Raw genomic sequence first — 13995 nt, 5'->3', positions numbered from 1 at the left:
ACACGCCTTGCTGGCCCTTTACAAACCATGACCAAATGCCACTAACCCACGCGTGCAATGCGATCAATGTGGCTTGCCTGCGATCGCCGCTAACCACGATGCGAAGCGAGCCGCTCTTGATCTTGATCTGCTTTTGATCTTAGGCGCCCCGTCAAACCACGCTGGCGGATTACGGGCACACCGAGCCTAGGCGAGGTGCCGAGTGGTGGGGCAAGAGCGTTTTGCTTACTTTTGTCTGGGCCGGCATTCCGGCTTCTCAAAAGTGAGCCGCCGTCAGGGCGGAACCCTAAGTGGCCGTGACCGCAGCAATGGATATGTACACCATCCAACTGTGTTGACTGTCAGGCCGCCTTCGCGAGCAAGCCCGCTCCCACAGTGGGATCATTGGAGTGTCAGGCAGATAGATGTCGACTGTTAGGCCGCCATCGCAGGCAAGCCAGCTCCCACAGGGTGATCAGTGGTGCTCTGGCGGATAACTTACCGCCTGCCCGAGCGCGTACTCACATCCACCCACACCGCCAGCACCAAAATGCTGCCCTTGACGATCATCTGCCAGTAGCTGTCCACATCCAGCATCGACATGCCGTTATCCAAACTGGTAATCACCAACGCCCCCAACAACGCGCCATACACCGTGCCCGACCCACCGCGCATCGAAGTGCCGCCAATAAAGCACGCGGCGATGGCGTCGAGTTCGCCCATGTTGCCCGCCGACGGCGAACCCGCCGCCAGCCTCGCGGTGTTCACCAGGCCGGCGAGCGCGCACATCACGCCCATGATGCCGAAGATCCACAGTTTCACCGCTTGCACATTGATGCCCGACAGGCGTGTGGCTTCCATATTGCTGCCCACCGCATACACCCGGCGCCCGAACACGGTCTGGCGGGTGACGTAGCTGAATACGCCGAGCAGTATGAGTAACAACAGCACCGGTACCGGAATGCCATCGTAGCGGTTGAGCGTGGTGACGAACCCGGCCAGCACCGCCCCGATCAGCACCACGCGCAACCCGTCACGCATCAGTGAATGCGCGGCCAAGCCGTGCAGTGCGCGGTTGCGCCGCTGTTTCCAGGTGAGGAACACCGTCAGGGCAAACAGCAACACCCCAAGCCCAAGGCCGACGGTGTGGGGCAAATACCCCTGGCCTACATACACCAGCGAAGGCGACACCGGCGCAATGGTGGTGCCGCCGGTAATCCCCAGCAAAATCCCGCGAAACGCCAGCATCCCGCCCAGGCCGACGATAAACGAGGGGATGCGCAGGTAGGCGGTCATGTAACCGTTGGCCAGGCCGATCATCAAGCCGCACAGCGCCACCAGGCTGAGGTTGGCCAGCAGCGGCACGTGGTAAACCACGTCGAGAATCGCCGCCAGCCCGCCCAACAGCCCGAGCAACGACCCCACCGACAAATCAATCTCGCCGCTGATGATCACCAACACCATGCCGCACGCCAATATGCCGGTGATCGACATCTGCCGCAGCAGGTTGGACAAGTTGCGCGGCGTGACGAAGCCGCCCTCGGTCTGCCAACTGAAAAACAGCCAGATGAACGCCACGGCAATCACCAGGGCGAGCATTTTGTAGCGGGTGAAAAGGTGTTTGACCTGATTCATCTACGCGGTCTTCCGATTGTTATTGTGTTGGCTGAGCGCAGCGGCGAGCACCTGTTCCTGGGTCAGCCCCTCGTTGATGAAGTCACCGCGCAGTTGGCCGTCGCCGATCACCAGGACGCGGTTGGACACGCCGAGCACTTCGGCCAGCTCCGAAGAGACCATGATGATCGACACGCCTTCGGCTGCCAGCGCGCCCATCAGTTTGTAGATCTCATACTTGGCGCCTACATCCACGCCGCGTGTGGGCTCGTCGAGGATCAGCACCCTGGGCTTGGCCATCAGCATTTTCGCCAGCACGGCCTTTTGCTGATTGCCGCCGGACAGGCTGGTAATCGGCAGGAACGGGCTGGCAGTCTTGAGGTGCATACGCGCGATTTGCTGATCGATGCTGCCCAGTTCGGCCTCGGCGTCGATGCGGCTCAGGTGCGCGTAGGTGTCGAGCACCGCCAGGGTGATGTTATGGCCGACGCCCAGGTCGGGAATGATGCCTTGGCGCTTGCGGTCTTCGGGCACCATGCACAACCCGGCGCGGATCGATTTGAGCGGCGTGCGCGTATCGATGACCTGGCCGTCCAGCCACACCTCGGCGCTGTAGCGGCCTGGGTACGCACCGAACAGGGCCGACACCAGTTCGGTGCGCCCGGCGCCCACAAGGCCTGCGATACCGAGGATTTCGCCGCGCTTGAGCACAAAGGAAATATCGTCGACACGCTTGCGCTTGGGGTTATCGACGTCGTAGCAGGTGACGTTGCGCGCTTCAAAAATCACCTCGCCCACTGCATGGGGCTCGGTGGGGTAGAGGTTGCTCATCTCGCGGCCGACCATCTGGGTGATGATCTGCGCGATGTCCATGTCGGCCATGGCGGTGGTTGCGATGTGCTTGCCATCGCGAATCACGGCGATGGTGTCGCACACTGCCGCCACTTCATCGAGCTTGTGCGAGATATACACGCAGGCCACGCCCTTGGCCTTGAGGCCTCGGATGATGTTCAGCAGCACCTCGATTTCCGAGCGGGTCAGGGCCGAGGAGGGCTCGTCAAGGATCAACAGGCGCGCCTGCTTGTTGAGGGCCTTGGCGATTTCCACCAACTGCTGGTAACCGCCGCCGTATTGCGACACCGGCAGTGCCACATTCATGTCCGGCACCTGGAGTTCGCGCATCAAGGCCTCGGCGCGCTGCAGCATTGCCGGGTAATTCATGCGCCCGCCGGGCAAGGTCAGCTCGTGGCCCATGAAGATGTTCTCGGCCACCGAGAGGTCGGGCACCAGGGTCAGTTCCTGGTGAATAATGACGATGCCGGCAGCCTCGGTTTCGCGGATGGACTGGGCCTTGAGCGGCTGCCCGTCCCAAAGGATTTCACCCGCCCAGGTGCCGTAGGGGTAGACCGCCGACAGCACCTTCATCAGGGTGGATTTACCAGCACCGTTTTCACCGCACAGCCCGACGCATTCGCCCGGACGTACCTTGATATCGATGCCATTGAGGGCGTTGACACCGCCAAAGCTTTTGACGATGCCGTTCATTTGCAGCAGGTAGTCGGGCATTACTATTGCTCACACAAGGGCTGACGACACTACTGTAGGAGCGAGCTTGCTCGCGAAAAACTCATAGACGACACGGGTTGCCCGATAGCGCTGCGTTATCGTTAACGTTTTTCGCGGGCAAGCCCGCTCCTACAGACCGATCTGCTCTTTGGTATAGAAACCGTCTTTTTCCAATACATCGATATTGGCTTTGGTCAGCGGCGTCGGGGTGAGCAGGATGGTGTCGACTTTCTTGCTGCCGTTGTCGTACTGCGAGCTGTAGGTCGGTTCTTCACTGCGCGCCAGTTGCACCGAAAGCTTGGCGGCTTCGGTGGCGATCAGCTTGAGCGGCTTGAGACGGTCATGGTCTGGGTGCCGTCAATCACGCGTTTGATCGCCGCGAGGTCAGCGTCCTGGCCGGAGATCGGCACCTTGCCCGCCAGTTTCTGTGCGGCCAGGGCCTGGATCGCGCCGCCGGCGGTGGCGTCGTTGGAGGCGACGATGGCGTCGATCTTGTTGTCGTTACGGGTCAGGGCGTTTTCGACAATGCTCAAGGCTTCGGTAGGGTTCCACTCCTTGACCCACTGCTGGCCGACAATCTTGATATCTCCCTTGTCGATGGCCGGTTGCAGCACCTTCATTTGGCCTTCGCGCAGCACCTTGGCGTTGTTGTCCGTCGGTGCGCCGCCGAGCAGGAAGTAATTGCCCTTGGGCGCCGCTTGCAGCACGCCGTTGGCCTGCATTTCGCCAACTTTTTCATTATCGAAGGAGATGTATGCGTCGATGTCTGCGTTGAGGATCAGGCGATCGTAAGACACCACTTTGATCCCGGCCTTCTTGGCTTCGGCGACGGCGTTGGTCAGCACCGTGGCGTTGAACGGCACGATCACAATCACATCGACGCCCCGGGAGATCAGGTTTTCGATCTGGGAAATCTGCTTCTGCTCGTTGGCATCGGCGGACTGTACGAACACCTTGGCGTCGAGTTTTTCCGCCGCCGCAACAAAGTAATCGCGGTCGCGGGACCAGCGCTCCAGGCGCAAGTCATCAATGGAGAAACCGATTTTAGGATGGGCTGGATCGGCCATCACCGGCAAGGCGAGCAGGGCCAGGGCAGTGGCGAGCAGGGTGCGCTTGAATGACTTCATGGTGGTGCGTCCTTTTATTGTTGTTGGAAAAGACACTAGGTGAAGACTCTCATTGTGGCGAGGGCGCTCAGGTGTAGATAAACCGATTCACAACGCCCTCAAGCATCTCCTGTCGACCACTCACGGCCTGCGGATTCAGCTCGTGGGCAAACGCATGTTCAGCCAATGATTCCAGACTGAACTGACCTGCCAGCACCGCCTGGCCCAATGGCTGGTTCCACCCGGCGTAACGCTGGTCCTTGAACTGCTGCAACGTGTCGTTCTGCACCATCGCCGCCGCACGTTCCAGGGCCAGCGCCAGTACATCCATGGCTGCCACATGCCCGTGGAACAGGTCCACCTCGTCCAGGCTCTGGCGGCGCACCTTGGAGTCGAAATTGTAGCCGCCGTTCTTGAACCCGCCGGCCTTGAGGATTTCATAGGTGGCCAGGGTCATTTCTTCGACGCTGTTGGGGAACTGGTCAGTGTCCCAGCCGTTCTGCGGGTCGCCGCGGTTGGCGTCGATGCTGCCAAAGATCCCCAGCGATACCGCGGTGGCGATCTCATGATGAAAACTGTGCCCGGCCAGGGTTGCGTGGTTGGCCTCGATGTTCACCTTGATTTCTTTCTCCAGGCCGTACTCCTGCAGGAAGCCGAACACCGTGGCGCTGTCGTAGTCGTACTGGTGCTTGGTCGGCTCCTGGGGTTTGGGCTCGATCAACAGGTCACCCGTAAAGCCGATCTTGTGCTTGTGCTCCACCACCATGCGCATAAACCGGCCGAGTTGTTCGCGCTCGCGCTTGAGGTCGGTGTTGAGCAGGGTTTCATAACCCTCACGGCCACCCCACAGCACATAGTTGGCGCCATTGAGGCGCAGCGTGGCATTCATCGCGCTGAACACCTGGGCGGCGGCGTAGGCAAATACCTCTGGGTCTGGGTTGCTCGCGGCCCCGGCGGCAAAGCGCGGGTTGCTGAAGCAATTGGCGGTGCCCCACAGCAGCTTGATGCCGGTCTGTTCCTGATGGCGCTCCAGCTGGTCGACCATCTGTGCGAAATGGTTGCGGTATTCCTTGAGCGAGCTGCCCTCCGGTGCGACGTCGGTATCGTGAAAGCTGTAGTAGTCGATACCCAGCTTGGAAAAAAACTCGAAGGCCGCCTCCGCCTTGCCCATCGCCAGCTCCATCGGATCGCCACTGCGTTGCCATGGGCGCTTGAACGTACCCATGCCAAACATATCCGCCCCTGGCCACACAAAGGTATGCCAGTAACAGGCGGCCATGCGCAGGTGCTCACGCATGGGTTTACCGAGGATCAGCTTGTTGGCGTCGTAATGGCGAAAGGCGAGGGGGGATGCGCTGGCAGGGCCTTCGAAGCGAACCTTCTCGACACCGGGGAAGTACGGCATGGCGGTTTCCTTATTGTTCTGGGCGGTGTCTGGATACTAGCAACGGCACCTGGGGTGCCGATTATGAAAATCACCAAGGGGTAGTGCGATTTTGAGTGAAGGGCTCAGAACGGCTCAGGGAGTACAGGATTTAAGGAAACGTCTGACTTTACGGTGGGGATATGCCTCTTCAAAGTTCGGGTGTCAGCTAAGACCACCAATTAGGAGGACATCATGAACGCAACGCACTTTTCGCCATATACCAATGAAATGACGCCTGACTTACTCAATCAATTAAATAAATCACCCTTTACGGAGCAGCAGTTATCCAACTTCAATGAGCGCGCTTTGCAGCTCGTTAAGGATCAGCAGGCTTATTGCAACGCTCACCCGCCTATTGCTATTTACCGAATTGCCGCCGAAGGCAGTCAGACCCGTAACGGTGGTGTCATCAAGAAAAGCGCTTCGGGGCTTGAGTTTAGATTGGCCGACGGCTCGCAAGTACGTGCGGCACACAAGGGTGATTACGTGGAATATGCCGACGGCACTCAAGCGCCTATCGTGACAGGATCGGGCGAAGATAATGGCCATCTCGCGCTGGTAGGCAGTTATCTCAGCAATGGCGACCAGATTATTAATACGCCTCAAGACTCATCAATATTTATTGAACGTCAGGGCGTTCCACTGGCGGAAGACTTTCTACCGTCTATGAAGTAGCAGGGGCGCAATGCCCTGTTGAAAATATGCCGGGACGTCCGGAACAGATTAAGGAAAAAACAATGAGCGTAGGTTATTTCATTGGCCTGGGTGATAAAACCACCTGCGGCGGGGAAGTGCTGGACGGCGATAAAAGAATCAATATACATGGCCTTTTCCATGCGTGCGAAGGTGACCGAGTTACCTGTGGCAAGGATGGCCAAACTTATAGGATCGTCGGTGGCATTTCCTTCATGAATAGCCATGGCCGGCTTATGGCCGGTACCTTGGATAGCTACAGTGACTGTCCCTGTAAAGCCGAGCTGGTGCCTTCGGTGTTTTCAGCCAAGTATCACAGCAGAGGTGGCTCGGTGGTGAGTGCCAACAGGCAAGCCGCCGAGCCGGTCCGGCCAACGACTCACCGGGCAGCGCCGTCTCAAAACGCTTACACACCGACAAGCCATTCGGCGCCGCCCGCATTTAACAACCTCTCGAGCCAGGAACCAGGTTTTTATATCGTGCCCAAAAGCATGACTCGCGAAGCACTGGAGGCCACGCTGTTTCCGATTCGTGACCCGGCTGTGATGCGCAAGTTTCAATCACTGAATCCCAATACAAGTCACGTCAAAGCCGGCTCGATGATCGTGCTCAGCGATCCGAGCAATACCTCCTGCACCTATCAGGAAGCGCAATTGATGCAGGCCGCTCGGCAGGTCGATGCCTCCCTGGATGCCTTGACGCCAGACGAGGCCGACTTCCTGTTTCGCCACGGCGCCGAAATCGCCGGTTTCATCGGCCATACCTCAACCTGGCTCGGCGTGAGTGCGGTGGTGATGGAGAAGCACCTGAGTAATCTGCGCGACACACTCCAGGCGATGGAGCGCCTGCATCAGGAAAGCTATCGGCAGCACGGCCACCTTAGATCACCGCAGTTCTTTGCTGATCGTCAGCGGCTGATGAACCAGCTGGATGCCCATTTGCTTAACTCCACGCGCCTGCGCGGCCAGACAACTTTGGGCGATCACCCGAAGTTGAAAACGGCCCTGGGTATTTCCAGCCGCAGCCTGGTGCATCACTGGGACAAGGCCGGCGGGCCGGGGCAGATTCCGGGGTATGCGGCTCACGTGGAGGCTGTTAGTCGTGCCACGAAGTATATGAAGGCAGGTGGTTACATCGGTATAGGCCTTGGTGGGGTGTCTTCGTTATTGGCTGTTCAGCAAGTGTGTAACGGCGACTCTGCGCAGGCGTGCAAGAGGATCAAGTTTACGGAAGCGGGGAAGTTCGGCTTATCCACCGCTCTTGGTGTTTTCAGCGGTTGGGCAGCGGGTGCTGCCAGTGCTCCAGTCTGCCTGGGAATTGGCGTAGCTACAGGTGGTATCGGAGGTGTCGTCTGTGTTGCAGCTTTAGTCGGAGCCGGAGCTTGGGCGGGGACTACTGCCGGTGGTATAGGTGGCGAATACATAGGCGAAATGATTTACGAGGCTACACAGCCATGACCAGCATCGATACTTGGCCAAGGTGGGTCGCGATCATTATCACGGGAGGTCCCGGTCTGCTCTCCGTAATTGGTCTTGCTTACAGTCTGTACATGACCCATCGTCACTTGGATGCTATCAAGGAAGCTTTAAAAAATAGTCGCTACATTTATATTTGGGGAAATAGTTTGGGGAGGCGAGGTTTAATTTGGTCCCTACTGGAAATGGCAAAAATTGCCGGAATGGTGGTGTGGCCGAAGGCTTCTATTATAAACGGGGAGCTGGATCCAATTGATCTTCAAAATTTTCCTCCTTACTTGAAGCGACACCTTACTACCATTACGACCATGGCCTTCACAGCCCTAACTTGGGGAATAGTTGCAGCCTTGCTGGTGAAATATAGGTAGTTTGGGTAGTGACGGCCTTGGCCGTAAGTGTTATTGGCGTCCCAGTCGTGGCCTGAAAGTCATTAGATCTCGGTTGGTACGCCTGGAAGGTGATTGGTGAAACTATTTAGAGAGAAATGCTATCGGCTTAATCAACCATGAGCAATATCGACACGTGGTCTCCGTGGGTTGCAATCGCTTTTCTGGGCGGCCCCATGCTGCTTGCAGCTTGGACTCTTGCATACAGCCTTTACCTGACCCATCGACATTTGGATGCCATAAAAGAGGCTTTAAAGAACAGCCGTTATATTTATATCTGGGGCCCAAGTCTCGGAAAACGAGGTTTGATTTGGTCTCTCTTGGAAATGTCGAAAATCACTGGAATGATAATGTGGCCAAAAGCTTCTCTCATTCTTGGAGAATTGGACCCAGTCGATCTGAAAAATTTTCCACCTTACTTAAAGCGTCGTCTCACCGTTAATTTGAAGATAATGATCATTGCCTTCATTTGGATGTTAATCGGTGTTGCACTGCTTAAGTTAAGGTAGTTTGAAGAGCGACAAACATGACTGTAAAGCCTCGGCATTTCCAACCTCAGCCTGCCGCATCATTGGTTTCGGTTGGTACGCCGAGGTAAACCTCAGATCGAGGCACTGTTTATGCTAGCCAATTCTCCCACCTACCCATTGAGAACCCCGACCCACCCGCCTAATCTGCACCCACCGGCCCCAGGACAAAAACAATGAAAACCCTACCGCCCGTGCACCGCATCGCCTTGCTCTTCAACGGCAGCAAAATCTACGACCGCGGCATCATCACCGGTATCGGCAATTACCTGAGCAGTACCCGCGCATCCTGGGACTTGTTCCTGGAAGAGGATTTTCTCTGCCGCCTGCGCGGTATCGAGCGTTGGCAGGGAGACGGCATCATTGCTGACTTCGATGACCCGCTGATTGGCGAGGCGCTGGCCGGGAGCCAGATACCCGTGGTGGCGGTGGGCGGGTCTTATGAGGACGTCAGCGCGTACCCCAAAGGCATTCCCTATGTGGCGACCGATAACCACGCCTTGATAAAGCTGGCCTATGAACACCTGATCGAGGCCGGGCTGACGCGGTTTGCCTGTTTCAGCCTGCCCGAGGCCCAGGCCAATCGCTGGGCGCAGGAGCGTGAGAAAGCCTTTCGCGGCCTGGTGCAACGCGATGGATTGCCGGTGGAAATCTATCGCGGCCTGGGTACCAGTGCGCCGTTGTGGGACAGCGCGGTGGAGCAGCAGATTGCCTGGCTGCATAGCCTGCCCAAGCCCATCGGCATTATCGCGGTCACCGATGCCCGCGCCCGGCAGTTGTTGCAAGCCTGCCTGACGGCGGGCATTGCGGTGCCGGAGGAGGTGGCGTTGATCGGTATCGACAACGACCCGCTGACTCGCACCCTCACGCGGGTGCCGCTGAGTTCGGTGATCCAGGGCACCGAGACCATGGGCCGTACCGCTGCGGCCTTGCTGCACCAGATGCTGCATGGCAAACCCTGTGCCGGTACGCAGGTGCTGGTGCCGCCGGACGCGATCAACGTGCAAGCCTCCAGCCTGCATCAGCCTTTGGGTAACCCTTATGTGATGCAGGCGTTGTTGTTTATCCGCCAGTACGCGTGCCAGGGGATCAAGACCGACCAGGTCGCTGCCTATGTCGGCGTCTCACGCTCGTCATTGGAAGCGCACTTTCGCAAGGTGCGCGGGTGCAGCGTGCATGACGAGATCCTGCGCTTCAAACTCGCGGCGGCCGCCAAGGGCCTGGAGAACCAAGCGCTGGCGATCGCCGATATTGCTCAGAACTGTGGGTTCAAGTCGGCGCAATACCTGCACACGGTGTTTCGTCGCGAGTTCGGTTGTACGCCCAGGCAATACCAGCAGGACACCGCTTAGAACACCGCCTTGACTTGCAAGCCGAGCACCAGCGCGTTGTCGATGTTCTGTGCGGAAAACGCCCCCGGCTCGATGATGTATTGCACATCCGGGCGCAGGGTCAGCCACGGCGTGGCCTGGTAGCCGTAGCTGAGTTCGATCAGCTGTTCAGCGTTGTCCAGGTTGGCGTAGGCCGCATCCGCGTTATCCCGGCTGCGCGGGTTGGGCACTGCACGGCCATAACCCAGGGCGACGGTATCCCGCGGGCGACCTTCGAACGGTTTGTACAGCACCAGCCCCGCGCCATACCACTTGGTGAACGGCGAAGCCGCTTCGCTGGCGGCGGAGTATTGGCCGAAGGCGTGCAGGCTGCGGCCCTGGGAGGTTTGGGAGGCCCACACCGCCTGGTCGATCAACAGGTAGTGACCGCCACGCCCGCTGACGTCCTTGTTGCTGCCAATGCGTTTTACATCGGAGCTGTCGTAGTAATAACCGAGCTTGTATTCACCCGGCAGGTTGCCCGTGTGTTTGTAGATCAGTTCGATGGGCACCACGGTGCCGGTGGTGTGCTTGGGTCCCAGGTGCCAGGCGCGGCTGGAGTTGCCATTGCTGGAAGGGTCGACGTTGAACGCCGCCACCCGCAGTTGCCAGTTTGGCGAAAAGTCATATTTCACCCGCGCGCCCAGGTGCGCATTCGGGTAGTTGGCCCAGCCACTGCCGCCCGACATGTTCAGCGGATGCCCGCAGAAACCGGCGTTCATGAAATTGCACAAAATGCCGCTGTCCAGCCCGCCGAGGTCATTGCCCATGGCCATGTAGCCGAGCTTGACGTTGAGCGCGGGGGTGAACAGGGTGCGTTCGTAGCTCAACTCGGTGAGGCGTGTGTAGAGGCCGCCGTAGTTTTCCTGGATCGGCAGGCGGTTACCCACCAGGTCTTCAGAAGCGCTGTTGCCGCGTCGGTCGTTGATGGTCAACTGAATGCGGTCGCCGTTGTTGAAGCCGTAGAGCTTGCCCAGGTCGAACTGCACGCCAAGCTTGAGGTTTTGCGAATAGCGCGCCGAGCGATGTTGGCCGCCATGGGCGTTGTAGGCGGTCTCGCCGCTGTAGTCGCCGGTAAAGCGGATGCCTTGCGCGTCAAGCTCCCGGCGCAGGCCGCCCCAGTCGCCGGTCAAGGTGGTGTCGTCGGCTTGAACGGGCAGGGCGGCAGTCAACGCCAGGCCGAGCACCAGGCGCCCAAGGGACGTATGAGAAGTAGGGTTCATGCGGGGGGTTCCAAACACAAAGCGCGGTGCGGGAGCACCGCGCGAACAGAGGGCAGTTACGGCAGGGCGTAGGCGATCACGTAGTCGCCACGGTCGGTGGACTGGCGCGCGCCGCCGGCGGTGACGACGATGTATTGCTTGCCGGTTTTCGGCGACACGTAGGTCATCGGGCCACCCTGGCTGCCGACGGGCAGGCGGGCTTTCCAGATTTCTTCACCGTTACCGCTGTTGAAGGCGCGCAGGTAGAAGTCCTGGGTGCCGGCGATAAAGATCAGGCCGCCTTGGGTGGACAGCGTACCGCCCAGTGTCGGCAGGCCGACCTTGATCGGCAGGTGCATGCGGATGCCCAGGGGGCCGGTGTCTTCAACCGTGCCCACCGGCACTTGCCAGGCGACCTTTTGCGTCTTCATGTCGATGGCGGTCAGGGTGCCGAATGGCGGTGCCTGGCATGGAATACCGGCCACCGACAGGAAGCGGTTCTTGTTGACCGCATACGGCGTGCCCTTGAGCGGCACGGCGCCCATGCCGGTGTTCAGCGCTTCACCCCCGGAAGAAGCCTGGGCCTTGTTCTGCGACGGTATCATCTGGATCCACAGGCCCAGGCGCATGTCGTTGACGAAGATAAAACCGTGTACCGGGTCGGTGGAAATGCTGCCCCAGTTCATGCCGCCCAGGGAACCCGGGAAGCTCAGGGATTTATCGGTGCCTGGCGCTGTGTAAAGGCCGTCGTAGCGCATGCCTTTGAAGTCGATGCGGCACAGCAGTTGGTCGTACGGCGTGGCACCCCACATGTCCGACTCGGTCAGGGTCTGCGCGCCTATCTGCGGCATACCCACCGATTTTGGCTGGGTTGGGGAGTAGGGTTCGTTGGGAATGTTCGCGGCTTTGACCGGTACTTCCTGCACGTCGGTCAGCGGCTTGCCGGTGGCGCGGTCGAGCACGTAGATCTGCCCGGCCTTGGTGCCGATCACCACGGCCGGTACCGCCTTGTCGCTGCCCGGCGGGGTGAAGTCGATCAGGCTCGGCTGCATCGGCAGGTCGAAGTCCCACAGGTCGTTGTGGACGGTCTGGTAGACCCACTTTTCGGCGCCGGTGGACGCGTCGAGCGCCAGCACGGAGGCGCCATATTTATGGTTCAGTTGGGTGCGTTCCACGCCGTAAATGTCAGTGGAAGAGCTGCCCATCGGCAGGAAAACGGTGTTCATCAGCGGGTCGTAAGACATCGGCGCCCAGCTGTTGGGGGTGCTGCGCACATAGGTGCTGCCAGCGGCCGGCGCTTGCTTGTCTTCAGGGTTGCCTGGGTCGAACGCCCAACGCATCTGGCCGCTGATTACATCAAAACCACGAATCACGCCGCCTGGCATATCGGTCTGCACGTTGTCGGCGACACGGCCACCGACGACGACGGTGGTGCCGGCGATCAAGGGTGCCGAAGACAGTTGGTAGTAGCTGTCCGGCACATTACCCAGGCCAGCCTTCAAATCCACTAGGCCGTGGGTGCCGAAGTCTTCGCAGAACTTGCCGGTGTCGGCGTCTACGGCGATCAGGCGCGCATCAATGGTGTTGGTCAGCAGGCGACGCTGGCACTGCGCACCGGCAGGCACGCTGGCGGCGATGATCGGCGAGCTGTTGGGCTGGGTCGGTTGGGCAATCGGCGCGGTGGCGTCGAAGTAGGCCATGCCACGGCAACGTTGCCACACCGCCGACTGGGCATTGACCTCGTTCTTCCACAGCTCCTTGCCAGTGTCGGCGTCCAGGGCGATCAGGTTGTTGTGTGGGGTGCAGATGAAGACTTTGTTGCCGATCTGCAAGGGCGTCAGCTGGTCTTCTGCGCCGTTGCCGTCGCTGAGGGCCACGTCACCGGTGTGGTAGGTCCAGGCGACTTTGAGTTTGTCGATATTGTCGCGATTGATCTGGTCCAGCGCGGCGAAGCGGCTGCCGCCTTCGGTGTTACCGTAATGCGCCCAGTCTTTCTGTGCCTCGGCTTCGGCTACCGGCGTGATGCCAGGGCCGGCACCGGTCGGCGCCACGCTTGGGTGAGCGACGAACATATTGCCTGCCGCCACCGCCACGCCGACGGCCAACAAGGCCGCCACCGCATAAGCGCCACGCGCCGGTTTGCCGGCCAGCAACGGATACACCAGCGCCACCACCACGCCGATTACCGCGAACATGAACAGCCGCGAGAACAGCGGCCAGTACACCAGGCCCACGTCGGCTACTGCCCATACGGCGGTACCGGCCAGAAACGCGGCAAACAGCCAGGCACCGGCAGGCTTGCGCCGAGCGATCAGCAGGCCGGAGACCGCCATGACCACGCCACCGGCCAGAAAGTACCAGGAGCCTCCCAGGCTCACGAGTTTGGCGCCGCCGACGGCGAGCGCAAGGCCGAGCAGGGCGATGACAACGCCCAGGCCCAGGAGTAGAAATCTAGAGACGCCAGCGGCGCGCGATGCTCGTTTCATGTCGAATAGGCTCGAGTGAGAGAGGGCAAAGACGCGATTTTAGCAAGATAAGTAACTGGTTAGTACATTGTTCCTGGTAATAGTCTTTTACAGGTGCGGCGATGATGAGGAGAGGTCGCGCAGAACGTCCTCCTTGGGGGGAAGCGTCTCCAAGCAATAAACGGA

General features: G+C 59.4%; 10 protein-coding genes and 1 pseudogene. 5 read left to right on the top strand and 6 right to left on the bottom strand.

Going from position 1 to position 13995, the window contains the following annotated elements; translation table 11 throughout:
• Positions 1–477: 477 nt before the first annotated feature.
• The 4 genes and pseudogenes from JFT63_RS22860 to xylA form a co-directional block, all read right to left on the bottom strand.
• Positions 478–1614, bottom strand: a complete 1137-nt coding sequence (locus tag JFT63_RS22860) for a sugar ABC transporter permease (RefSeq protein ID WP_057704129.1) — start codon at positions 1612–1614, stop codon at positions 478–480.
• Complete coding sequence (xylG, locus tag JFT63_RS22855; RefSeq protein ID WP_198707346.1) at positions 1615–3159, bottom strand: D-xylose ABC transporter ATP-binding protein; 1545 nt, start codon at positions 3157–3159, stop codon at positions 1615–1617.
• Positions 3160–3288: 129 nt separating this feature from the next.
• A pseudogene (xylF, locus tag JFT63_RS22850) lies at positions 3289–4286 on the bottom strand (D-xylose ABC transporter substrate-binding protein).
• 67 nt (positions 4287–4353) lie between these two features.
• The gene (xylA, locus tag JFT63_RS22845; RefSeq protein WP_198844832.1) at positions 4354–5670 is read right to left on the bottom strand and encodes a xylose isomerase; all 1317 of its coding nucleotides are present in this window, start codon (positions 5668–5670) and stop codon (positions 4354–4356) included.
• A gap of 213 nt (positions 5671–5883) precedes the next feature.
• Here xylA and JFT63_RS22840 point away from each other — a divergent pair, with 213 nt between their 5' ends.
• The 5 genes from JFT63_RS22840 (at position 5884) to JFT63_RS22820 (ending at position 10124) form a co-directional block, all read left to right on the top strand.
• Positions 5884–6366: a hypothetical protein gene (locus JFT63_RS22840; protein WP_057704133.1), complete on the top strand. Its 483-nt coding sequence runs from the start codon at positions 5884–5886 to the stop codon at positions 6364–6366.
• A 62-nt stretch (positions 6367–6428) separates the two neighbouring features.
• Positions 6429–7841 (top strand): PAAR domain-containing protein, encoded by a 1413-nt coding sequence (locus JFT63_RS22835; protein WP_057704134.1) that lies wholly within the window; start codon positions 6429–6431, stop codon positions 7839–7841.
• Positions 7838–8227 (top strand): hypothetical protein, encoded by a 390-nt coding sequence (locus JFT63_RS22830; protein ID WP_057704135.1) that lies wholly within the window; start codon positions 7838–7840, stop codon positions 8225–8227. The genes JFT63_RS22835 and JFT63_RS22830 overlap by 4 nt, the downstream gene beginning before the upstream one ends.
• Before the next feature lie 137 nt (positions 8228–8364).
• Positions 8365–8754, top strand: coding sequence for a hypothetical protein (locus tag JFT63_RS22825; protein ID WP_057704136.1), 390 nt, complete (start codon positions 8365–8367; stop codon positions 8752–8754).
• Positions 8755–8948: 194 nt separating this feature from the next.
• Positions 8949–10124 (top strand): XylR family transcriptional regulator, encoded by a 1176-nt coding sequence (locus JFT63_RS22820; RefSeq protein WP_198844831.1) that lies wholly within the window; start codon positions 8949–8951, stop codon positions 10122–10124.
• Here the strand turns inward: JFT63_RS22820 and JFT63_RS22815 are convergent.
• Positions 10121–11365 carry a carbohydrate porin gene (locus JFT63_RS22815; RefSeq protein ID WP_057704138.1) on the bottom strand — a complete coding sequence of 415 codons (1245 nt, stop codon included), beginning with the start codon at positions 11363–11365 and terminating at the stop codon, positions 10121–10123. The two genes, JFT63_RS22820 and JFT63_RS22815, sit on opposite strands and share 4 nt — an antisense overlap.
• 56 nt (positions 11366–11421) lie before the next feature.
• A complete protein-coding gene (locus JFT63_RS22810) occupies positions 11422–13830 on the bottom strand; it encodes a glucose/quinate/shikimate family membrane-bound PQQ-dependent dehydrogenase (protein ID WP_198844830.1) in 2409 nt (802 codons plus the stop codon).
• Positions 13831–13995 lie beyond the last annotated feature (165 nt).

The sequence above is a fragment of the Pseudomonas sp. MF7453 genome (assembly GCF_016405455.1).
GTDB lineage: Bacteria > Pseudomonadota > Gammaproteobacteria > Pseudomonadales > Pseudomonadaceae > Aquipseudomonas > Aquipseudomonas paralactis.
Note: the sequence above shows the minus strand (reverse complement) of the source record. Positions and strands in the feature narration are given on the sequence as shown.